Origin of the sequence: Kitasatospora sp. NPDC127060 (assembly GCF_042724935.1) — a bacterium.
Classification (GTDB): Bacteria; Actinomycetota; Actinomycetes; order Streptomycetales; family Streptomycetaceae; genus Kitasatospora.
In genome coordinates this window covers 60,558-81,539 of record NZ_JBHXEG010000011.1, presented here as the reverse complement: position 1 = coordinate 81,539, position 20,982 = coordinate 60,558, and the positions used below count along the sequence as shown (strand labels likewise).

Below are 20,982 nucleotides of genomic sequence, written 5' to 3'. Positions count from 1 at the left end.
TCGACGTGCCCCGGGACCTCCAAGTCGTCGTCCGGCAGAATCCCTCCGCCGACTACACCCGGCTGCCCCAACAAGCGGGCCCCGCCAACGGGATGCCTCCCAAAGGCCCGGCACCCCTCGATCTGGTGGTCTCGCTCCGCCGCCACGGCGACGAACTGCACATCAGCGCCTTCCGCCCGGGCGAGCGTGCCCCCAGCACCCGTATGCACCGGGCGCAACTCGCCGTCCCCGCGACCGTTCTCCTCGCCAATGCCGCCCGGCTGCGAGGCATCTGGCGGGACCGGCTGATCGGCTACGACCCCGACCCGCTGAACCCCTACCCGTTCGCGACCGCCGTCGACTTCTCCCCGTACGCCGTCGTCGCCGAGCGCAAGGTGGCCGAACTCGCCGAGGAGGGACGGTACTTCCTGGAGACGATGTTCGACGGGGCGGACCGCAGCCTGGTGCGCTTCCGGGAGTACCTGAGCCGCACCCTCATCGAGCACGGCTCGCTGCGGATCAGCTTCGACTCCGACCTCCACCTCCCCTGGCCGATGCTCGCCGTGGACGGCGACCAGCCGGACCCGTGGGCGGACTTCCTCGGCCACCGGCACCAGATCGAGCAGACCGGCGCCGCCTACCCGCCGATCCAGCCGCCCAACTCGGCCCGCGCCAAGCCCGTCACCAGCCTCAACACCGACGACCAGCTGACCGGCATCGGCCGGGCGCCCGAGGTCCGCAAGCTGCTGGAGGACCGCTCCCAGCTGACCGTGCGGACCGAGTCCGACCTCCTCCTGGAGGCGCTGTCCACGGCCGTGCTGGACGAGGACGTCATGTACTTCTGGTGCCACGGCCAGTTCGTCGCCAACGACTCCCCGTACGAGCAGCTCGCCGTCCGGCTCTCCGACGACCGGCACATCGACGCCGAGCTGGTCCGCCGGCACCGCCGCCGCCACCTGGACCGGCCGGACGCCGTCTTCCGGCCGTTCGTGCTGCTGAACGCCTGCCACACCGGGCAGTCGGCGGCCGGCGAACTCGACCACCTGGGGCGGGCGTTGGTCGACCTCGGCGCGGACGGCGTACTCGGTCCGCAGCTGCAGATCCCGCAGGAGTTCGCCGCCGAGTACGCCTTCGCCTTCCTCGACCACTATCTGACCGGCGAGTTCACGGCCGGCGAGATCACCCAGCAGCTGGTGCGCTGGTTCGCCCGCGAGTACCGCAATCCGCTGGCACTGGCCTACTCCCTGCACTGCGGCATCGACAGCATCCTGGAGCTCAACCCGTGACCACCACCGCCGCACCGACCACCGGACCGACCGCCGTACGACCCGCTGTACGACCCGCCGCGGTGGACCTGGACGAGAGCGGTCGGCTGCTCGTGCCCGGGACGGCGACGCCCGTCCCCGACGCCCGGGTCGCCGAGCACCTGGCCCGGCACCTGCGGATCCCCGAGTGGGCGACCGACCTGTTCGTCTACGTCCACGGCTGGCAGACCGGCGCCGACGCCGCCCACCGGACGGCCGCCGCCCTGATCGACCGGGCCGCCGCCCTGCACCGCGCCGCCCCGGCCGCCTACCCCGGGCTCGCCGCCGGGTTCCGGCCCTGGTGCGTGGTCGTGCGCTGGCCCTCCTCCAGCCTGCCGTCCCTGTCCGGGTACCGGCGCATCCGGGACCGGGCGCACGCGATGAGCGCACGCGGCCAGGCCGGGCGCATCCTCGGCCACCTGCTCGGCTACCTGGACTCCGGCCGGGGCCGCCCGGACGCCCCGCGCGTCCTGGCCAACCGCCACGGCCAGTACCTCCACCTGCTCGGGCACTCCTTCGGCGGCCGGTTCCTCTGCGAGGCCGTCCAGTACGCGGCGGACCGCCCGGCCGGTCCGCCGGTGCTGGGCTGGTCGTCCCGGCCCGGCGACCCGAGCCGCCCGTTCACCGTCGACAGCGCCCTGGTCTTCCAGATGGCCGCGCCGCGCGACGCCTTCACCCGGCTGTTCCCCCGGCTGTTCCTCGGCCCGGGCCGGGCCGGTGCCCCGCTGCGCGGTCCGCTGGTGCTCACCCACTCCCGCTGGGACCGCGCCACCGGCTTCTGGCACCTGCGCGCCGAGGGCCTCCCGGGCATCGGCCACTCCGGCACCGGCTCCGCCCCGGTGGCCCAGTTCAGCACCCGGCTCCGCCCGGCCGACTCGCCGTACCCGCACGCCGAACTCGACCACCCGCTCGTCAACATCGACGCCGGCCACGTCTACCGGGGCGGCCTCGCCACCCGGCTGAACCCCTCCGGCGCCCACTCCGACTTCCAGCACCCGGAGTCCGCGCACCTGCTCCTCAGCCTGGCCGCCCACTCCCGCTGAGCCGCCCGCTCCCGCTGGCCCGGGCGCCACGGCCTCGCCGAGCGCCACGGCCGCGGGGCCGCTACGGCCTCGGGGCCGCAGGGCCGCTACGGGGTCTCCGCCCGGGTGAACCCGTGGCTGCGCTCCACCTTGGCCACGTGCAGCGTGTAGCTCTGGTACCACTCCGCCCGCCCGCGCCGCTGCGCCGCCCGGTGCTCCGCGTCGCGCTGCCACGCGCCGAGCGCCTCGGCGTCGCGGAAGTAGCCGACGGTGATGGCGAGACCGCCGGGTGACTGCGCGTGGTCCATGCCCAGGTACCCGGGAATGTCCTTCACCAGGTCCTCCATCCGCGCGTTGGTCTCCCGGTAGCCGGTCTGGTCGGGCGTCCGCACGGCGCTGAACACGGCCACGTAGTAAGGAGGTTCGAAGGCCTGGATGGGCGTGACGGCTGCTCCCTGGTGATCGCTCATGGCGCCACCGTAGGGTGCGGCGTGCCCGGCGATCCAGCTGTCCCACCCGATCGGGGACGCTTCAGGGACGCCCCGTCCCGGTGACGCGCGAAGGGCACCGGCCGGAGTGCCGCAACACCCCGGCCCGCGACACCCCGGCCCTGGCCGACCCCGGCCCTGACCGTTCAGACCGCCGGTGTCAGCGCTGGCGGACGGCCGTGAAGCCGCACACCGGTGTGCAGAGCGTGACGATGCCGCTGTAGCGGTAGTTGGTCCGCCCCCGCGAGATGGTGTGGACCGTCAACTTCTCCCGCAGGGTGGGCTGGTGGCAGCGCGGGCAGACGGCCTGGACCCGCTTGCCCCAGGGCCGCTGCGGGTTGAGCTTGGTGATCGACACGCCCATCAGCAGCACGGCGAGGCCGGTGCCGCCGAAGCCGACCGCCTGCCACACGCCCTTGCCGGACTCCCGGCGGTCGATCATCTCGTCGTAGCCGAAGGTGCCTCCGCCACCGTGGTTGGACCAGATCCGGCACTCGTCGGACCGGGTCATGGTCTTGCCGTCGCAGTCCGGGGGGCTGGTCGGGTCGGACTTGCCGACGACCAGCGCCAGGAAGAGGCCGAGGCCTGCCAGGAGGACCAGGAACACCAGCGCCGTCGCCCGGCTGCGGCCGGTCTGCAGGCGCGTGCGCTCCTTCACCGCCGTATCTATCACGGCGTGCGCCATGTTGCTGCCGTCGACCGCCACCACGTGTCTCCTGTTGTTCGCATTCGGTACCTCGACGTCCCCCGGCTGACCGGGGTCGACACGAACCCACCATCATCAGGGCGTTCCCGCCCTGGACTTGGTGAGATCTTGACCTCACCGTGACGTGTCCGACGCTCAACTCCGTTGCGTGAGCGACGCGAGGTAGCCGGCCGCCTTCTCGGGGTCGAGGAGCCACTCCTCGACGTCGGCCGGATCGTCGAAGGAGTTGGCGAACCGCTCGGCCACGGCCGCCAGTCGACCGGCCGCACCGAACAGCTCCACCGCGTGCGGGGGCGCCGGCCGGAGCATCGCGTTCGTCCAGGTGGTGACGGGCCGGGCGACGTCGGTCCAGAAGCGGTCGAACGCGGCCTGCTGGAAGTCCCGGTCGAAGGGCTTGTCGCCGTGCGCGAGGATCGCCTCCAGGTAGCGGGCGGCGCACTTGGCGGCGCTGTTGGCGCCCTGCCCGGTGACCGGGTCATTGGTGACGACGACGTCGGCGACGCCCAGCACGGAGCCGCCGCCCGGCAGTTCACCGACCGGACGGCGCACCACCGGGGTGAAGCGCCCGGCCAGGACGCCCCCGGCATCGGTGAGTTCGACGCCGGCCCGGGTGCGGTCGTACTCCCAAGGCGTGAAGGTCCTCATCAACTCCAGCATCACCCGCAGGTGTTCGGTCGGGTCGCGGAGCCCGTCGAAGGCGTCGGCCGGTCCGCCCGGGAGGGCCTCCCAGAGCAGGATGTCGCACGGCCCGTCGGCGGTCAGCGCCGGCATGGTGAAGAACTCGCCGACGCCGGGCACCAGGTTGCAGCGCACCGCCGGGAAGTCGTGCTCGGGGCGCGGCCCGAGCCCGTACACATAGCTCGCGGCCAGCGCCCGCTGCGGCCGCTGGTACGGGGAGCGCTCCTCGTCGCGCTCGAACAGCGAGGCCAGCCTGCCCTTGCCGGAGGCGACCAGCACCAAGTCGTAGGAGCCGGCGAGGTGTTCCAGGTCAGCGGCGTTCACCTGCCGCAGCTCCACCCGGCCGCCGCGCCCGGCGAAGGTCTCCAGCCAGGTGGACATCTTCAGCCGCTGGTCGACGGACTGGGCGTAGGCGTTCAGCCGCCCGACCCAGTCGATCACCCTGGTCCCGTCCGGGGTGCCGACCGAGACTCCCAAACCCTCGATCCGCGGCGCCCGTTCGGCCCACAGGTCCAGGCCGAGGGCACGTTCGGTGCGCAGCGCCGAGTCGAACATGCACTGACTGGACAGCACCCGCCCGTCCCGCACCTCCTGGGCGTCACGGTCCGTCAGCAGCGTGACGTCGTAGCCGTGGGACTGCAGCCCGAGGGCCAGTTGGAGGCCGGCCTGCCCGGCACCGACGATCAGAATCCTGCGCATCGCCCCTGCTCTCCTGGTGGTCCGCTCGACCCGGGCCGCCCGCTCCGGGCCGGTTGCCAGTGGCCTGGATATCAGTCCGGAGCGCGCGCGTCCACGGCGCGGACGGGGGCTCGCGCGCGCCGGGGCGGAGCCGTGCTGTGCCCGGGCGGATCCCGGCGGGTTCCCGGCGGGTTCCGGGCGGGTTCCGGGCGGGTTCCGGGCGGGTTCCGGGGCCGATCCCGGCGCGGATGCCGGCGCGGATGCCGGCGCGGATGCCGGGCGGATCCCGGCGCGATCGGATGTCGACTTGAAAAGTTCTTCAAGTTCATACAGGCTTGCGTGCCGCCGACCCCCGTGCCGCCCGGACAGAACAGGACAGTCAGAGACCATGAGCGACACCCTCCCGCCGTGCCCCTCGTGCTCCAGCGAGTACACCTACGAGATGAACGCCCTGATGGTCTGCCCGGAGTGCGGCCACGAGTGGGTGCCCGCCGAGGGCGGTGCCGGCGCCGAGGGCGCGGGCGCGGGTGAGCGGGTCATCCGGGACTCGGTCGGCAATGTGCTGAGCGACGGCGACACCGTCACCGTGGTCAAGGCCCTCAAGGTCAAGGGCAGCGTCTCGGGCATCAAGGCGGGCACCAAGGTCCGCAACATCCGCCTGGTCGACGGCGTGGACGGCCACGACATCGACTGCCGGATCGAGGGCTTCGGCGCGATGCAGCTCAAGTCCAGCGTGGTGAAGAAGGCCTGAGGCCCGCATGCCGCAGCGGTCCGGGTGAGCACCGCGCTCGTCCGGACCGTCGCCGTCACGGCCGGCCGGCCCGGCGGGGCCGCACCCGGCCGGCGGCGCGTGGCCAACCCACGCCGGACCCCGCAAGCTGATGTGGTCAGCGTGCGCGGGCGCACCCCGCGCCGGTCCCCCGTGACGAAGGATCCCCATGGCCGCCACCACCCCCACCCCCGCCGACGGCGTCGTGCGCGCCGTTCAGGTCGCCGCTCCCGGAGGGGAGCCGAAGCTGGTCGAGGTCCCGCTGCGCGAGCCCGGCCCCGGCACGGTCCGCATCGCCGTCGAGGCATGCGGCGTCTGCCACTCCGACCTGCTGATCGCCGGCGGCATGCTGCCCGGCACCTCTTTCCCGGTCACCCCCGGTCACGAGATCGCGGGCCGGATCGACGCCCTGGGCGAGGGCGTCCAGGACTGGAAGGTCGGTGACCGGGTCGCGGTGGGCTGGTTCGGCGGCAGCTGCGGGCGCTGCGAGGCCTGCCGCCACGGCGACGCCGTCCTCTGCCCCCAGCTGAAGGTGCCCGGCGCCGCCTACCCCGGCGGCTACGCCGACTCCGTGATCGTGCCCGCCGACGCGCTCGCGGCCGTTCCCGACGAGCTGACCGCCGCCGAGGCCGCACCGCTGGCCTGCGCCGGGATCACGGTGTTCAACGGCCTGCGCCGCTCCTCGGCCCGCCCGGGCGACACCGTGGCGATCCTCGGCCTCGGCGGGCTCGGCCATCTGGGGGTCCAGTTCGCCCGTGCGATGGGCTTCCGCACCGTCGCGATCGCCCGTGGTGCGGAGAAGGAGCCGCTGGCGTACCAGCTGGGCGCGGACCACTACATCGACAGCACCGCCGGCGACGTCGCGGAGGCCCTGCAGGCGCTCGGCGGCGCCAAGGTCGTCCTGGCCACCGTCACCAACTCCGACGCGATGTCCGCCACCGTGGACGGCCTGGGCCGCCGCGGCGAACTCATCGTCGTCGGCGCCTCCGTCGATCAACTCGCCATCAACCCGCTCCAGTTGATCGCCCGCGACCGTACCGTCCACGGACACTCCTCCGGCTCCGCGCTCGACACCGAGGACACCCTGCGGTTCGCCGCCCGGACCGGCGTGCGCGCCTGGATCGAGGAGCTACCGCTGGAGGAGAGCGCGGCGGCCGTCGCGAAGATGAGCAGCGGACGGGCCCGCTTCCGGATGGTCGTCACCACCGGCCGCTGAGCCGTTCCGGTCCCGGCCCCCTTCCCTTCCCGGTCCCTTCCCGGTCGCTTCCCGGTCCGTTCCGTTTTGCCCGCTCCGTCCGCCCCGCCTCCTTCGATCGCAGGTCAAGCGTTGGCAAAGACCCCGCCGTTGGGGGGCCGATCGGCAACGCTTAGGCTGATCGCGCTCGAACGACCCTCCGGGCGGCCGCCCTTACCGGCCGCACTCACCGACCCGGGGCGGGCGCGAGGACAACCGGAATACCCAGGGGGACGCAGCGCCATGCGCGAAGAGCACGAACACCATGCCACGGAGCAGTACGACGAGTACGACCACCTCGTGCACACCGGCCGCCAGGAGGACCCGGCCCGCCCGCGGTCCCGCCGCGTGTGGCTGGTGGCCGTCGGCGGGGTGTTCACCGCACTGGTGGTCGTGGCCGGGTACGGCGCCTACACCATGATGAACGCGGTGTCCGGCGGCCCTTCCGCCATCGGGAGCAGCGCCGACCCGACGGCCGCGAAGGAGTCGCGGACGCCGCCGACCACCGAACAGGCCGACGCGGTCGCCAAGGACTTCCTGGCGGCCTGGGGCCGTGGGGACCTCACCGTCGCCGCCGGCCTCACCGACCGTCCGGAGGCCGCCCGGATGGCGCTGACCTCGTTCCACGACGGCGTGTCGGCCCGCTCCCTCACCCTGACCGGCACCGGCCCCGCAGCCACCGGGACGGCGGGCGAGCCCACCGTCGGCTACCGGGTGCGGGCGGAGTTCGACGGCACCACCGAGGCCTGGGAGTACGAGAGCGCGCTGGGCGTCGTACGGGCCTCGGACGGCCGCGTGCTGGTGCGCTGGGCACCGACCGTGGTCCACCCCAAGCTCGCCGCGGGCCGCACCGTCACCGTGAAAGCCATGCCCAACCCGGTGTCGAAGCCCACCGACCGCAAGGGTCGGCCGCTGGACGCCTACCCCTCGTTGCGCTCCGTGCTGCCGCAGATCGCCCCGCCCGACGGTGCCGAGGTCGTCACCGGGCGGGCCGTGGTGCTCACCGGCGGGGGCCAGGACGCGGAGGAGCTGTTCGTGCTCACCCCGCCGAGCGCACCGCAGGTCAAGCTCACCATCGACGCCGACCTCCAGCAGGTCGCCGAGGAGGCGGTGAAGCAGCAGTCCGCGAACGGCAAGCCCGCCTCGCTGGTGGCAGTCCAGCCGAGCACCGGCAACATCCTCGCGATGGCCTACGCCCCGCAGCGCGACTTCAACCGCGCGGTCGGCGGCGGGCAGCCGCCCGGTTCGACCATGAAGGTGATCACCGCGGCGGCGCTGCTGGAGTCCGGGATGACCCCGGACACCGCCGCGCCCTGCAAGGAGACCACCAACTCCCCCAGGAGCTGGCACAACGACGAGCCCGGCAACCACCTCGACTACACGCTCAGCGACGACTTCATCCACTCCTGCAACACCGGCTTCATCGACAAGGGACTGGAGAAGCTCCAGCCCGGCACCCTGGGCACGGTCGCCCGCGACCAGTTCGGTCTGGGCCTGCAGTGGCGGATCGGCATCCCCAGCCGGGACGCCACCATCCCGCTCCCGGGGAACAAGGACGAGGCGGCGGCCGCGTACATCGGCCAGGGCCAGATCCAGGTGAACTCGCTGCTGATGGCCTCGGTCGCCGCCACCGTGCAGAGCGGAACGTTTCGCCAGCCCGTCCTGCGCACGGACGTCAAGCGCGTGACGACCGCAGGAAGACTGCCCGCCGAGGTCGCCCAGGGCCTGCGCTCGATGATGGCCCGGACCGCCGGCCAGGGTACCGCCCGAGCCCCGATGTCCGGACTGAGCGGCCAGATCGGTGCCAAGACCGGCACCGTCGAGGCCGGCTCGGACCAGGCCACCAACAGCTGGTTCATCGCCTACCGCAACGACCTCGCCGTCGCGGCCGAGGTCGAGGGCGGCGGCCACGGCAACAGCGCGGCGGGCGTGGCGGCCGCCCAGGTGCTGAAGGCGGGCGGCCGGGACTGACCGCGCCCGCGCCCACCGCGGTTCGACCCGCTCAGGGGTGTTCCCCCAGCACAGCCCGGTCCCCCCACCGCCGTCACCTGGCCGAGGGTGGCGTCGGGGGGTACGCCGTGACGGCGGTGTGGCCGTCGGGCATCATGGCGCAATGCCCGAACTGATCAACCCGACCGTACGGCTGCGGAGTTCGTTCCTGGCGGCGGTGGCCGAGTTCCGCGCCGAGCCCGGCGGTGCCGTCCCGTGGTTCGTCTCCGACGTCGAGCCGGCCGCCCTGGCCGATCCCGACGCGTTCGCCGGCTACGTCGCGCGCGTCCTCGCCGAGCGTACGGAGGCGGGCATGCGGACGGATGCGGGCGTGCCGATGACGACGCTGTGGTGGGCCGACCAGGGCGAGTTGCTGGGCCGACTGGCGATCCGGCACCGGCTGACGCCGAACCTGGAGCGGGTCGGCGGGCACATCGGTTACGACGTGCGGCCCGGCGCCCGGCAGCGGGGGCATGCGACGGCGATGCTCGCCGCCGCGCTGCCGGTGGCCGCCGCGCTGGGCATCACCGGGGCACTGCTGACCTGCGACGAGTCGAACACCGCGTCCCGGCGGGTGATCGAGGCCAATGGCGGCCATCTCGTCGCGGCGGACGGCGGCAAGCTCCGCTACCTCGTACCGACCAACGCCTGACACCCCGAGGCCCCGATCACTTCCGCAGCCCCGTTCCCCCGCCCCACCCACCACGATCGACTCTGGAAGCCTCTCACATCGGCAGCACCCCGACCCGATGGCCGCGGGCGCGGCACGGCTCCCAGGGGTCGGCATGGCGTCGTCCTGGCCTGAAGGACCGCCCCCACCAGCGAATTACCCACCGGGCTCCACCGGGCTCCACCGGGCCCGCCGACCTCGCCATGCGCCATCGGCGGGCCCAGGAGCCGGGGCCCAGGAGCCGGGCCCCGGGGGCCGGGCCCCGGGGGCCGGGGGCCGGGGTGGGTCAGTTGAACCGGTCCGGGTCCGGGCCGGTGCGCAGACCGCGGTCGCCTGCGGCGATGGCGGCGAGGTCCCGCACGGTGAGCTCGAAGTCGAGGACGTCGAGGTTCTCGCGGATCCGGGCCGGAGTGACGGACTTGGGGATGACGATGTTGCCCAGCTGGAGGTGCCAGCGCAGGACCACCTGGGCGGGCGACTTGCCGGTACGCCCGGCGATGGCGGTGACGGCCGGGTCGCCGAGGACGGCGCCCTGGGCCAGCGGACTCCAGGCCTCGGTGGCGATTCCGTGGGCGGTGTGGAAGGCGCGCAGTTCGCCCTGCTGGAGGCCTGGGTGGAGTTCGATCTGGTTGACGGCGGGGACGAGGTCGGTGGTGTCGAGCAGCCGCTTCAGGTGCGCGGGCTGGAAGTTGGAGACGCCGGCGGCGCGGATCCGGCCCTCGGCCGCGAGCCGCTCGATGGCGCGCCAGGTGTCGGGGTAGAGGTCGCGGGCGGGGGTGGGCCAGTGGATCAGGTAGAGGTCGACCTGGTCGAGCCCGAGTTTGGCGAGGCTGCTGTCGAAGGCGCGCAGGGTGGCGTCGTAACCCTGGTCGGCGTTCCACACCTTGGTCGTGACGAAGAGGTCCTGCCGGGCCAGGCCGGAGGCGGCCAGGGCGCGGCCGACGCCGGTCTCGTTGCCGTAGACGGCGGCGGTGTCGATGCTGCGGTACCCGGCTTCGAGGGCGGAGGTGACGGCGGCGGCGGTCTCGTCGTCGGGGATCTGGAAGACCCCGAAGCCGAGTTGGGGGATCTCGACGCCGTTGTTCAGCCGGACGGTCGGGACGTTGCGGGTGCTCATGGTGGTTCCGGTTCTCAGGAGGTGCGTTGGACGGGGGTGGAGTGGAGCGGCGGTCGACGGCCGCTCAGTGGTGGACGGGGGTCCGAGGCGCGGGGGCGGCGTCCACGGCCGGGCGGTGGTCGCGGCGCTCCAGGGCGGCGGACCAGACGGCCAGGACCAGCGCCGCCGCCGCGAGCAGGGCGCCGACCCAGTTGGGGGCGGTGTAGCCGAGGCCGGCGGAGATGACCAGGCCGCCGAGCCAGGCCGCGAGGGCGTTGCCGAGGTTGAACGCGCCGATGTTGACGGCCGAGGCGAGGGTCGGGGCGCCGTGGGCCTGGTCGAGGACGCGCTTCTGCAGCGGGGGGACGGTGGCGAAGCCGAGGGCGCCGACCAGCAGGACCGTCACGGCGGCGGCGATCTTGTCGTGCGCGGTGAGGGTGAACAGGGCCAGCACCACCGCCAGGCCGCCCAGCGTCCCGTACAGCAGGGGCATCAGCTTGCGGTCGGCGAACTTCCCGCCGAGCAGGTTGCCGAGGAACATCCCGGCGCCGAACAGGACCAGCAGCCAGGTGACGGCGCCGTCGGAGTAGCCGGCGACGTGGGTCATCATCGGGGCGATGTAGGTGATCGCGGCGAAGACCCCGCCGAAGCCGAGGACGGTCATCGCCATCGCCAGCAGCACCTGGGGGTTGCGGAACGCCGTCAACTCACCGCGCAGGCGGGTGCCTTCGGGGCGGGGCATGGCCGGGACGAGCTTGGCGATGCCGAGCAGGCCGAGCAGGCCCAGTGCCGCGACGCCGACGAACGTGGTGCGCCAGCCGACGGCCTGGCCGATGTAGGTGCCCAGCGGGACGCCGACGATGTTGGCGACGGTCAGCCCGGTGAACATGGTGGCGATGGCGCCGGCCTTCTTGTCCGGGGCGACGAGTTCGGCGGCCACCACCGAGCCGATGCCGAAGAACGCTCCGTGGGCCAGTGAGGTCACGATCCGCCCGACGAGCATCAGCGGGAGGCTCGGCGCGACGGCGGACAGCAGGTTGCCGACCACGAACAGGCCCATCAGCAGCATGAGCATCGTCTTGCGGCTGATCCTGGTACCCAGCACGGTCATCAACGGGGCGCCGATGACCACGCCGAGCGCGTAGCCGGTGACCAGCAGGCCGGCGGTGGGGACGGACACACCGTAGTCACCCGCGATCTGGGGCAGCAGACCCATGATCACGAACTCGGTGGTCCCGATCCCGAAGGCCCCGATGGCCAGGGCGAGGAGTGCGAGAGGCATGGCGCGACCCTTCATACGATGACTTCAGCGTCTTACAGGCCTCCACAATAGTTGCAGTCGCCTCATACTTGCAAACGCAACGTTTGCAGTCGCCAGAGACCCGCGTCCGCGCAAGTACCCGCGCCACTGCCACTGCCGCCACCGCCACCGCCACCGCCACCGCCACCGCCACCGTTCAAGATCGTCGATGTTCGCCCCGGCAGCACAGGGCCCGCCACGGACAGCAAAAAAGCGAGGAGTCCAGGGACTCCTCGCCACTGCCAAGCTACCGCGCGAGGGGGGCCTTGCGGCAAGGCCCCCCTCAGGGCGCACAATCGTCGCCCGAGGCCGGAACCTGGCGATTTGCGCGGTTCACACCGTACGCGCGCCGGTGTCCGATGTAGCGGCCTCGTCCGACACTCTCGTTCGACACCCACCGGGGGATGTTCCGATGATCGATGTGATCGTGGTCGGCGGCGGGCCGACCGGCCTGATGCTGGCGATCGAACTGCGGCTCCAGGGCGTGGAGGTGGTGGTCCTGGAGCGGCTGACCGAGCCGACCCGGGAGTCCCGCGGCCAGGGCCTGCACGTGCGCAGCGTGGAGATGATGGACCAGCGGGGACTGCTGGAGCGGTTCCTCGAAGTGGGCGGCCGGTTCCGGATCGGCGGCTTCTTCGGCCACATCCACAAGCCGTGGCCGGAGACCATGGACACCGCCCACGACTACGGCCTGAGCATCGAGCAGCCGGTCACCGAGCGGCTGCTCCGGGAGTACGCGCTGGAACTCGGCGCCGAGATCCGGCGCGGCCGGGAGGTGACCGGGCTCGACCAGGACGAGGACGGGGTGAGCGTCGAGCTGGCCGACGGCAGCCGGCTGCGCTCGCGCTACCTGGTGGGCTGCGACGGCGGCCGGAGCACGGTGCGCCGGCAGCTCGGCATCGCCTTCCCCGGCGAGCCCTCCCGGGTCGACACCCTGCTCGGCGAACTGTCGCTGGCCGCGGAGCCGGAGGTGATCGAGGCCGTGGTCACCGAGGTCCGCCGGAACGAGCTGCGCTTCGGGGCCGTCCCCCGCGGCGAGGGGGTCTACCGCATGGTCGTGCCCGCCGCGGACGTCCGCGAGGAGCGCGGCGACGCGCCCACCCTGGAGGAGTTCCGGCAGCAGCTGCGCGCCACGGCCGGCACCGACTTCGGCGCCCACTCGCCCAGCTGGCTGTCCCGCTTCGGCGACGCCACCCGGCAGGCCGAGCGCTACCGGGCCGGCCGGGCGTTCCTGGCCGGCGATGCGGCGCACATCCATCCGCCCACCGGCGGCCAGGGCCTCAACATCGGCATCCAGGACGCCTACAACCTCGGCTGGAAGCTCGCCGCCGCCGTTCAAGGCCGGGCCCCCGAGGGCCTGTTGGACAGCTACCACGCCGAACGCCACCCGATCGGCGCGCAGGTGCTGGCCAACACCCGGGCCCAGATGACGCTGCTGGGCTCCGAGCCCGGCGCGGTCGCACTGCGGGAGCTGCTCTCCACCCTGATGGACTTCGAGGAGGTGAACCGGTACGTCACGGAGATGGTCTTCGGGGTCGGGGTCCGCTACGACCTGGGCGAGGGCCCCGAGTTGCTCGGCCGGCGGTTGCGGGACGTCCGACTGAAGCAGGGGCGCCTGTACGAACTGATGCGCGGTGGCAGGGCGTTGCTGCTCGACTCCACCGGCGGCCTCTCGGTGGCGGGCTGGGCCGACCGCGTCGACCATGTCACCGACCCCGTCGAGGAGTTGGACGCGCCGGCGGTGCTGCTGCGGCCCGACGGCTACGCGGCCTGGGTCGGCGAGGACCAGGCGAGCCTGGACGACGCGCTCACCCGGTGGTTCGGCCCCGCCACGGCCTGAGCCGCTCAACTCCCCGGCGGCGGGCCCGAGTCGATCCGCAGCAGGGTGTGCTGCACCGTACCGTCCGGCTGGTACACGGTGCGGTACAGGTACGGATGGTCCGAGCCGGGGAGCAGCACGACGCCCTCCTCGACCAGCGGCCGCTGGTCGGCGATGGCCCGGAGCCTGCGGTCGGCGTCGTCGGGGAACTCCGGTTCCCGGGGGCGTCGGTGGCGTCCGGCCACGGCCTGTCCACCCGTCCTTCCGGTGGGTCTGGGCGCCGACGTGCCCCGCCCACCCGGGAGTCCGGGCCGGCGGGGCGTTCGGCGGCTGGTGCCGGGGGTCTCCGGGCTCTACGCCGAGGCGACCTGGATCATCGCGAACGGGGCGCCCTGCGGATCGGCGACCACCGCCATCCGGCCGGCCATCATGTCGAAGGGCGGGGCGAGGACGGTGCCGCCACCGCGGACCACGACGTCGACGGAGGAGTCCGCGTCGTCGACCGCGAAGTAGGTGAGCCAGTGCGCGGGGGTGCCGGGCGGGTCGTTGCTGAGCAGCGTGGCCCCGCCGACCGGGCGGCCGCCGATCTTCAGCTCCCAGTACTCGGTGTCGCCCTCCACCCGCTCGACCTCGATGCCGAAGGCCTCCCCGTAGAAAGCGGTGGCGCCCTTGATGTCGCTGGTGTGCAGCTCGTTCCAGGTCAGCGCGGCGGGCTCGTTGACCACCTGGGCCCCGGAGAAGTCCAGCGCCTGCCAGACGCCGAAGACCGCGCCCTGCGGGTCCGCGGCGATCAGCATCCGACCGAGGCTGCCGACGTCCATCACCGGGACGAGCAGGGTGCCGCCCGCCGCGACGACGGCGTCCTGGGTGGCCTGGGCGTCGGTGCTGGCCAGGTAGCTGGTCCACACGGTGGGCGGCTCCGGCATGCCCTCCGGGGCCATCGCCGGGCCGATGCCGGCCGCGGCCTTGCCGTCGAGCTGACAGACGGCGTAGCCGCCGAACTCGGCCGGGCCGGGCTGTCCCTGCCAGCCGAACAGGTCACGGTAGAAGTCCAGCGCGGCCTGCTGGTCCTTCGCCATCAGATCGACCCAGCACGGGGTGCCGGTCACGTACGGGGTGGTGACTTCGGGCATGGTCGCTCTTTCGCTCGTGCGGTCCCCCGCCAGTCACCCTCCCGTCCCGCCCAGGGATCCGCCACCCGACACGCCGACCGCCAGGCCTCACCCGTCCGGCTCAACGGAGCCGTCGGGCAGTCCCACGGGGGCCTCCGACCACGGGGTTTGACCGCCAGGCCCGGCAGGCCGCCGAACGGCACTTGCTGGCCGGCGCGACCGCCGATCACGGCGTCCGGATCTGGGACGTCTCGGACCAGTCGCCGCCCGGCCGGTCTGCGCCCCCGTCACCCCCGACCAGTGGCGCCGGTACTTCCCCGGCACCCCGTACGACCCGCCCTGCCGCTGACCACCCGCTGACCGGCCACCGGCCCCACTCCGCGCATCCGAACACCCCCCGGGCTCGTTGGTCCTGACGCGGCGCGGGCCGGTGTGCGCTCCGGCCCGCCCGGGCGAACGGGATCCGAGCGAGGAGTGCGACATGGGGCGAATCACCCGGCGGAACTTCGTGACGGGCGCCGCGGGAGCGCTCAGCGGGCTGGTCCCGCCCGGCCCGGCACTCGGGGCCGGCCCGGGCGGGCCACGACGGCAGGCCGTCCCGTCCCGGGCCGAGCACCGCGACGGGGAACGGGAAGGGGAACGGGACTTCCGCGGTATGTGGCTGGCGACCGTGGCCAACCGGGACTGGCCCTCCCGGCCCGGGCTCTCCGCCGGCGCCCAGCGCGCCGAACTCCTCGCCCGTCTCGACCAGGCGGTGGAACGGCGGCTGACCGCGGTGCTGTTCCAGGTCCGCCCGACCGCGGACGCGCTGTGGCCCTCCCCGTACGAGCCCTGGTCGGCCTGGCTCACCGGGGTGCAGGGGCAGGACCCCGGCTGGGACCCCTTGGGCACCGCCGTCATCGAGGCGCACCGGCGGGGTCTGGAACTGCACGCCTGGTTCAACCCGTACCGGGTCGCCACCCACGCGGATCCGTCCCGGCTGGTCCCGTCCCACCCCGCCCGCGTCCACCCCGACTGGGTGGTGACCTACGGCGGGAAGCTCCACTACGACCCGGGCCTGCCCGAGGTCCGCCGCTTCGTCCAGGACGCCGTGCTCGACGCCGTACACCGCTACGACCTCGACGGCGTCCACTTCGACGACTACTTCTACCCGTACCCGGTGGCCGCCCAGCGCTTCGACGACGACGCGGCGTACGCCCGGTACGGGACCGGGTTCCCGGACCGCGACGCGTGGCGGCGCGACAACATCGACCTCCTGGTGCGGGAGACGGCCGAGCGGATCAAGGAGATCGACGGCCGGGTGCGGTTCGGGATCAGCCCGTTCGGGGTGTGGCGCAACCAGGCGGCCGACGGACGCGGCTCGGCGACCACCGCGGGAGTGCAGGCCTACGACGACCTGCACGCCGACACCCGCAGGTGGGTGCGCGAGGGCTGGCTCGACTACCTCTGCCCGCAGCTGTACTGGCACATCGGCTTCGCCGCCGCCGACTACGCCGTCCTGGTGCCCTGGTGGGACGAGGTGGCCCGGGGCACCGGCGTCGACCTGTACCTCGGCGAGGCGCTGTACAAGGCCGGTGATCCGGCCCAGCCCGCCGCCTGGCAGGACCCGGCCGAACTGTCCCGCCACCTGACGCTGGCCCGGCGCTCGCCCTCCGTCCGCGGCCACTGCTTCTTCGCGGCGAGGGACGTCGCCGAGGACCGCATCGGGGCGATGGCACGGGTCGTCGCCGACCACTACCAGCCGGAAGCCCGCTGAGCCCGTCCGGCTCCCGCATTCCAGCGCAGGGCGCCGAGTTCGCAGGGCCTACGGTGCACAGCAGGACCGATGAGAGGCCGTGGGTGCGATGGAACCGACCATCCTGGCGGTCCCCGACTACCCGAACGCGCCGCTGCTGCGGAAGCGGCTCGACGAGGCCCTCGGAGACCGGCCGTCCGGCGAGGCGGGCTGGGTGACGGTGGTCGGCGGTGAGCAGGCGGAGGAGCTGGGCATGCACGGCTCGCCGACCCTGTTGATCGACGGCGTCGGCCCCTTCGCCGAGCCCGGTCAGCCCGCCGGCCTGTCCTGTCGGCTGTTCCGGGACGCCCACGGCGCGCTCTGCGGCGCGCCGACCGTCGAGCAGCTGCGGCAGGCGCTGCGCTCGGCTTCCTGGCGACAGCGACCGCCCTCGCCGAGCGCGCCCTGAACCGGGTGCCGGCCCCGGCCCGTTGATCGACGGCCCGGCCGGGTGCCGCTCCGGCGTTGATCCTGTGTTGATCGGGATGTGGGAGCCTACGGGCTCCACCGGGGGCCGGTGGACAACTTGCAGAGAGGCGCATTCGGATGGCCAAGCACCGCAGCAGCACCCGCATCGCAACCCGGCTCGCCTCGGTGGCGGTGGCCGTGGGGCTGGTCCTCCTGCCGCAGGTCGGCGCGTCGGCGCAGGCCGCGCAGCCGCAGGCGGGTACGCACCAGGCCGCCGGGAGCGCGACCGGGTCGGGTGACAAGCCGCGGATCGACGAGTGGAACGGCACCGGTGCCTGGTGCGTCAGCTGCGTGAAGCCCAAGCAGCGGTAGCCGTGGGGCTCACTCCTCGGCGGGCAGGATGACCAGCTCGCCGAGGAGGGTGGCGACATCGGCGGCGTCCGGGAGGCCGAGGCCTTCGAGGATGGCGTGCGCCTCGTGCAGGCGCTCCCGGGAGGCGGCCGGGCGCCCGAGTTCGGCGAGGGAGCGGCCGAGGACCACCAGTGCGTACCCCTGGTCGCGGCGGGCGCCGATCTCCACGGTGATCGCCAGGGCCGCCTCCGCCTCCTCGGCCGCCTGTTCCGGCCGGCTCAGCGCCAGCAGGGATTCGGCGAGGCGCACGCCCGCCAGTGCCTCCCGGTCGCGGCGGCCCGCGGCGGCGGCCACCGCCCGGCACTCCCGGCAGCGGTCGGCGGCCTCCTGGTAGCGGCCGAGGCCGTGCAGGGCGAGGCCGAGGACGTAGAGGGTGTACGCGGTGCCGACGGTGTCGCCGAGCGCCCGGACCTCGGGCAGGACCCGCTCGCAGGTGTCGGCAGCCTCCTCGGCCCGGCCGTGCCGGACCTTGGCGAGCGCGGCGTTGACGGTGCTGGTCACCGCGCCGGAGCGGTGGCCCAGTGCGCGGGCGAGTTCGACCGACTCCTCGAAGCGGCGGATCGCCTCCTCGTTGCGGCGCAGCGTCTGGGCGATCAGGCCGAGGTCGTTGAGCACCTGGCGCAGGATGACGGTGTCCCCGGCCGCACGGCTGGCCCGCTCGGCGAGTTCCGCCTCGGCGCGGGCCTCGTCCAGCCGGGTGGCAGCGAGGGCGAGTCCGCAGCGCAGGAACCGGGCCCGGCCTTCGGCGAAGCGGTCGCCTCCGGTGGTGGCGGCGCCGACCAGGGCGGTCACCGCCGCTTCCAGTCGGTCGCCGAGCTCGCCGGAGCCGAAGGGACTGAGGGCGATCAACAGGTCGATCACCGGGCGGAGTTCGGTGTCCGGGCCGGCCTCGTCGGCGATCCGCCCGGCCAGCGCGATGGCGCCGGGGCTCTCCGCCCGGACCCACTCCCGGGCGGCCGCGAGGTCCCGCAGCACCGGGCCGGTGGCCTGCCGCCCCTCGGTGGCGGGGCCGCCGAGCGCGCCGGCCACCGGGTCGCCGGGCACCGCGAGCTGGAACGCCGTACGCGCGCCGGCCAGCAGGTGGCCGAGCAGCCGGGCGCGGGCCGCCCGCTCCTCCTCGGGGCCGTCGGAGTCGTCGGAACCTCCGGGGCCGTCAAGGCCACCCACGCCCTCGGTTCGGGAGTTGCGGGAGCTGCGGGAGGTGGAACGGGCGAAGCCGCGCAGCAGGTCGTGGAAGCGGTACCGCCCGGCGCTGAGCGAGTCCAGCATCGCGGCGTCGACCAGGGATTCCAGCAGCTCCTCGGCCTGCTCCGCCGGGCGGTCGAGCAGTGCCGCGGCGGTGTCCAAGCCGAGGTCGGGACCCTCGCCCCAGGCGGCCAGCCGGAAGGCCCGGGCCTGGTCGGGGGTCAGCTGCCGGTAGCCGAGTTCGAAGGCCGCGCCGACGGCCAGGTCCCCCATCCGCAGCTCGTCGATCCGGCGCTGTTCGTCGGCGAGCCGCTCGCCGAGGCTGGCGATGGTCCAGCGCGGGCGCGCGGCCAGCCGGGCGGCGGTGATGCGGACGGCGAGCGGCAGGTAGCCGCAGGCGGCGGCGAGGTCCAGGGCGGCCTGCGGCTCGGCGTCCAGGCGGGGCCGGCCGATCACCCGGCCGAGCAGGTCGACGGCTTCCTCGGGGGTGAAGACGTCCAGGTCCAGGTGGACGACGGCGGGCAGGCTGCTGGGGCGGGTGCGGCTGGTGACCAGCGCGGCGCAGTCGGGCGAGCCGGGCAGCAGGGGGCGGATCTGCGCGGTGTCCCGGGCGTTGTCCAGGACGACCAGCAGGCGCCGACCGTCGGTGAGCGAGCGGAACAGCGCGGTGCGGTCGGCGGTGCTGTCGGGGACGGCCTCGGGCCGGGTACCGAGCGCGGCCAGGAAGGCGGCGAGTACGTCGGCGGGACTGGCCGGGAGGGCGTCGGCGCCGCGCAGGTCGGCGTACAGCTCGCCGTCGGGGAAGGCGCTGCGGGCGCCGTGGGCGGCGCGCACGGCCAGCGCCGTCTTGCCGACGCCGCCCATGCCGACCACCGACACCACCGGCAGGGCGTCCCGGGCGGGGGCGGTGAGGGCGGCCCGGATGGTCTCCACCTGGGCCGAGCGGCCGATGAAGTCTCCTGGTGCGGGCGGGAGTTGGGCCGGTCGCGGCGCACCGGAGGCAGCGGCCGCGGGTGGCGCGGGCGGCCCGGGAGCCTCGTCGGCCGCCACCACGGCCACCTGCGGCTCCACCGAGGCCTCCACGGACTCCTCCCCGCTCAGGATCCGCCGGTGCAGTTCGGTGAGCTCCGGCCCCGGCTCGACGCCCAGTTGCTCCACCAACACCTCGCGCACCCGCCGGAACGCCGCCAGCGCGTCGGCCAGCCGGCCGCTGCGGCTCAGCGCCCGCATCAGCAGGCCGTGCGGTCGCTCGCGCAGCGGGTGCTCGGTGGTCAGCGCGGTCAGCTCGGGAACGCAGCGCGCCGCCCGGCCGAGCATCAGGTCCAGGGCGAGGCGTTCCTCCAGCAGGGTGAGCCGTAGCTCCCCGAGCCGGTCGCGCTGACGCTGGGCGTACGGGCCGGGGATCCCGGCGAGTGGCTCGCCCTGCCACAACTCCAGTGCCTCGTTGAGCAGTTCACGCGCCTGTGCGGGCCGACCGGCCGCCGCCTCGGCCTCGGCGTAGGCCGCCAGCCGTTCGGCCCGCTGGGCGTCCACCGCCCCGGGGGGCAGCGCCAGCCGGTAGCCGTCGCCGAGCGAGACCAGGACGGCCGGCGTGCCGTGGCCCGGTTCCAGCAGTTTGCGCAGCCGCCAGGCGTAGGTGCGCACGGTGGTGGTCGCAGCCTGTGGCGGTTCGTCGCCCCAGAGCGCCTCGATCAAGTCTGCCGCACCGGCGGCCCCGCCCGGGCGCAGCAACAGGACCGCGAGCATCGCCTGCTGCTGCGGGCTGCCGAGCCGCAGCGCCTCGCCGTCGCGCCGCCCGCGCATCGGCCCCAGCAGCGAGAAGCCGAGCCCCGCGAGTCCCTCGACCACGCCGTGTCCTCCCGTTCGGCCGCGGGTCACGCGGCCGTTGATCTTCATTCGTTCGGTGCACAGAGTAAGCGCTGAAAAAGCCCGGTGCCGAGCCCCGGGCGGTGGCCACGGGCGCACGGCACGGCCGCGTTGATCGGTCGTCGATCGGAGCCGGGCGCGCGTTGACCTTCGGTCGATCGGGTGTTGATCGGTCGCGCCTAGTGTTCCTGGCGTCAGGAGGCTGCTGAGCCTGCGGAACAGCGGTCGGCGGCCCGGCCGCTTCTTCTGACGACAACACACTGGATCCCGTTGAAACGATGGTTGGCCATGAACGACATCCTCGAGCTCGATGTCCTGGAGATCAGCGCCCCGGCCCAGGAGGAGACCGAGGCGCAGCACGCGGCCGCCAGCGGCTCCTGGCCGTTCTCCTGCAACTCGACCCGCAACTCGCGCTGCTGCGACTGACCCCGAGTACTCGGTGCGGCGGCCCATTCCCCCCGGCCGCCGCACCGGCCCCCACCGCTTCCCCTCCG

Annotated in this window: 19 protein-coding genes; 11 read left to right on the top strand and 8 right to left on the bottom strand. The window is 73.8% G+C overall.

The window, feature by feature from the left end:
* Positions 1–5 precede the first annotated feature (5 nt).
* On the top strand, positions 6–1,265 hold the full coding sequence (locus ACFWIS_RS09480; RefSeq protein ID WP_380451998.1) for a CHAT domain-containing protein: 1,260 nt from the start codon (positions 6–8) through the stop codon (positions 1,263–1,265).
* Positions 1,262–2,326 carry a hypothetical protein gene (locus ACFWIS_RS09475; protein ID WP_380452000.1) on the top strand — a complete coding sequence of 355 codons (1,065 nt, stop codon included), beginning with the start codon at positions 1,262–1,264 and terminating at the stop codon, positions 2,324–2,326. Before ACFWIS_RS09480 ends, ACFWIS_RS09475 begins: the two co-directional genes overlap by 4 nt.
* Before the next feature lie 86 nt (positions 2,327–2,412).
* Here ACFWIS_RS09475 and ACFWIS_RS09470 read toward each other — a convergent pair whose 3' ends face one another.
* The 3 genes from ACFWIS_RS09470 to ACFWIS_RS09460 form a co-directional block, all read right to left on the bottom strand.
* Positions 2,413–2,775: an antibiotic biosynthesis monooxygenase family protein gene (locus ACFWIS_RS09470; protein WP_380452002.1), complete on the bottom strand. Its 363-nt coding sequence runs from the start codon at positions 2,773–2,775 to the stop codon at positions 2,413–2,415.
* 178 nt (positions 2,776–2,953) lie between these two features.
* Positions 2,954–3,499, bottom strand: coding sequence for a hypothetical protein (locus ACFWIS_RS09465; protein ID WP_380452004.1), 546 nt, complete (start codon positions 3,497–3,499; stop codon positions 2,954–2,956).
* A 135-nt stretch (positions 3,500–3,634) separates the two neighbouring features.
* Positions 3,635–4,876, bottom strand: a complete 1,242-nt coding sequence (locus tag ACFWIS_RS09460) for a styrene monooxygenase/indole monooxygenase family protein (protein ID WP_380452006.1) — start codon at positions 4,874–4,876, stop codon at positions 3,635–3,637.
* 367 nt (positions 4,877–5,243) lie between these two features.
* On the opposite strand from ACFWIS_RS09460, the gene ACFWIS_RS09455 reads away from it, so the two are divergent.
* The 4 genes from ACFWIS_RS09455 (at position 5,244) to ACFWIS_RS09440 (ending at position 9,499) form a co-directional block, all read left to right on the top strand.
* Positions 5,244–5,606, top strand: coding sequence for a zinc ribbon domain-containing protein YjdM (locus tag ACFWIS_RS09455; RefSeq protein ID WP_380452008.1), 363 nt, complete (start codon positions 5,244–5,246; stop codon positions 5,604–5,606).
* Between the two features lie 187 nt (positions 5,607–5,793).
* Positions 5,794–6,840, top strand: coding sequence for an alcohol dehydrogenase catalytic domain-containing protein (locus ACFWIS_RS09450; RefSeq protein ID WP_380452010.1), 1,047 nt, complete (start codon positions 5,794–5,796; stop codon positions 6,838–6,840).
* Positions 6,841–7,101: 261 nt separating this feature from the next.
* Positions 7,102–8,829 carry a penicillin-binding transpeptidase domain-containing protein gene (locus tag ACFWIS_RS09445; protein ID WP_380452012.1) on the top strand — a complete coding sequence of 576 codons (1,728 nt, stop codon included), beginning with the start codon at positions 7,102–7,104 and terminating at the stop codon, positions 8,827–8,829.
* A 142-nt stretch (positions 8,830–8,971) separates the two neighbouring features.
* Positions 8,972–9,499 (top strand): GNAT family N-acetyltransferase, encoded by a 528-nt coding sequence (locus ACFWIS_RS09440; RefSeq protein WP_380452013.1) that lies wholly within the window; start codon positions 8,972–8,974, stop codon positions 9,497–9,499.
* A gap of 304 nt (positions 9,500–9,803) precedes the next feature.
* Here ACFWIS_RS09440 and ACFWIS_RS09435 read toward each other — a convergent pair whose 3' ends face one another.
* Together ACFWIS_RS09435 and ACFWIS_RS09430 are read right to left on the bottom strand one after the other, a co-directional pair.
* Complete coding sequence (locus ACFWIS_RS09435; RefSeq protein ID WP_380452015.1) at positions 9,804–10,634, bottom strand: aldo/keto reductase; 831 nt, start codon at positions 10,632–10,634, stop codon at positions 9,804–9,806.
* A gap of 64 nt (positions 10,635–10,698) precedes the next feature.
* Positions 10,699–11,895: an MFS transporter gene (locus ACFWIS_RS09430; protein WP_380452017.1), complete on the bottom strand. Its 1,197-nt coding sequence runs from the start codon at positions 11,893–11,895 to the stop codon at positions 10,699–10,701.
* 430 nt (positions 11,896–12,325) lie between these two features.
* Between ACFWIS_RS09430 and rox the strand changes: the two genes are divergently transcribed.
* Entirely contained in the window at positions 12,326–13,753 is a 1,428-nt protein-coding gene (gene rox / locus ACFWIS_RS09425) for a rifampin monooxygenase (RefSeq protein WP_380452018.1), read from the top strand.
* Positions 13,754–13,758: 5 nt separating this feature from the next.
* On the opposite strand, the gene ACFWIS_RS09420 is transcribed toward rox, so the two are convergent.
* Together ACFWIS_RS09420 and ACFWIS_RS09415 are read right to left on the bottom strand one after the other, a co-directional pair.
* Positions 13,759–13,977 (bottom strand): hypothetical protein, encoded by a 219-nt coding sequence (locus ACFWIS_RS09420; protein WP_380452020.1) that lies wholly within the window; start codon positions 13,975–13,977, stop codon positions 13,759–13,761.
* Between the two features lie 108 nt (positions 13,978–14,085).
* On the bottom strand, positions 14,086–14,865 hold the full coding sequence (locus ACFWIS_RS09415; protein ID WP_380452022.1) for a VOC family protein: 780 nt from the start codon (positions 14,863–14,865) through the stop codon (positions 14,086–14,088).
* 460 nt (positions 14,866–15,325) lie between these two features.
* Between ACFWIS_RS09415 and ACFWIS_RS09410 the strand changes: the two genes are divergently transcribed.
* The 3 genes from ACFWIS_RS09410 (at position 15,326) to ACFWIS_RS09400 (ending at position 17,398) form a co-directional block, all read left to right on the top strand.
* Positions 15,326–16,600: a glycoside hydrolase family 10 protein gene (locus ACFWIS_RS09410; protein WP_380452024.1), complete on the top strand. Its 1,275-nt coding sequence runs from the start codon at positions 15,326–15,328 to the stop codon at positions 16,598–16,600.
* An 88-nt stretch (positions 16,601–16,688) separates the two neighbouring features.
* Entirely contained in the window at positions 16,689–17,027 is a 339-nt protein-coding gene (locus ACFWIS_RS09405; RefSeq protein WP_380452187.1) for a hypothetical protein, read from the top strand.
* 137 nt (positions 17,028–17,164) lie between these two features.
* The gene (locus ACFWIS_RS09400) at positions 17,165–17,398 is read left to right on the top strand and encodes a hypothetical protein (RefSeq protein WP_380452026.1); all 234 of its coding nucleotides are present in this window, start codon (positions 17,165–17,167) and stop codon (positions 17,396–17,398) included.
* Between the two features lie 9 nt (positions 17,399–17,407).
* On the opposite strand, the gene ACFWIS_RS09395 is transcribed toward ACFWIS_RS09400, so the two are convergent.
* A complete protein-coding gene (locus ACFWIS_RS09395) occupies positions 17,408–20,470 on the bottom strand; it encodes a BTAD domain-containing putative transcriptional regulator (protein WP_380452028.1) in 3,063 nt (1,020 codons plus the stop codon).
* 306 nt (positions 20,471–20,776) lie between these two features.
* Between ACFWIS_RS09395 and ACFWIS_RS09390 the strand changes: the two genes are divergently transcribed.
* Positions 20,777–20,914 (top strand): hypothetical protein, encoded by a 138-nt coding sequence (locus tag ACFWIS_RS09390; protein ID WP_380452030.1) that lies wholly within the window; start codon positions 20,777–20,779, stop codon positions 20,912–20,914.
* Positions 20,915–20,982: the final 68 nt, after the last annotated feature.

What these genes read in the sequence shown, in the direction of transcription:
- ACFWIS_RS09450 (WP_380452010.1), top strand. Translation starts at nt 5,794, where the DNA reads ATGGCCGCCACCACCCCCACCCCCGCCGACGGCGTCGTGCGCGCCGTT.
- ACFWIS_RS09405 (WP_380452187.1), top strand. Translation starts at nt 16,689, where the DNA reads ATGGAACCGACCATCCTGGCGGTCCCCGACTACCCGAACGCGCCGCTG.
- rox (WP_380452018.1), top strand. Translation starts at nt 12,326, where the DNA reads ATGATCGATGTGATCGTGGTCGGCGGCGGGCCGACCGGCCTGATGCTG.
- ACFWIS_RS09415 (WP_380452022.1), bottom strand. Translation starts at nt 14,865, where the DNA reads ATGCCCGAAGTCACCACCCCGTACGTGACCGGCACCCCGTGCTGGGTC.
- ACFWIS_RS09455 (WP_380452008.1), top strand. Translation starts at nt 5,244, where the DNA reads ATGAGCGACACCCTCCCGCCGTGCCCCTCGTGCTCCAGCGAGTACACC.
- ACFWIS_RS09410 (WP_380452024.1), top strand. Translation starts at nt 15,326, where the DNA reads ATGGGGCGAATCACCCGGCGGAACTTCGTGACGGGCGCCGCGGGAGCG.
- ACFWIS_RS09460 (WP_380452006.1), bottom strand. Translation starts at nt 4,876, where the DNA reads ATGCGCAGGATTCTGATCGTCGGTGCCGGGCAGGCCGGCCTCCAACTG.
- ACFWIS_RS09430 (WP_380452017.1), bottom strand. Translation starts at nt 11,895, where the DNA reads ATGCCTCTCGCACTCCTCGCCCTGGCCATCGGGGCCTTCGGGATCGGG.
- ACFWIS_RS09390 (WP_380452030.1), top strand. Translation starts at nt 20,777, where the DNA reads ATGAACGACATCCTCGAGCTCGATGTCCTGGAGATCAGCGCCCCGGCC.
- ACFWIS_RS09470 (WP_380452002.1), bottom strand. Translation starts at nt 2,775, where the DNA reads ATGAGCGATCACCAGGGAGCAGCCGTCACGCCCATCCAGGCCTTCGAA.
- ACFWIS_RS09440 (WP_380452013.1), top strand. Translation starts at nt 8,972, where the DNA reads ATGCCCGAACTGATCAACCCGACCGTACGGCTGCGGAGTTCGTTCCTG.
- ACFWIS_RS09400 (WP_380452026.1), top strand. Translation starts at nt 17,165, where the DNA reads ATGGCCAAGCACCGCAGCAGCACCCGCATCGCAACCCGGCTCGCCTCG.
- ACFWIS_RS09435 (WP_380452015.1), bottom strand. Translation starts at nt 10,634, where the DNA reads ATGAGCACCCGCAACGTCCCGACCGTCCGGCTGAACAACGGCGTCGAG.
- ACFWIS_RS09445 (WP_380452012.1), top strand. Translation starts at nt 7,102, where the DNA reads ATGCGCGAAGAGCACGAACACCATGCCACGGAGCAGTACGACGAGTAC.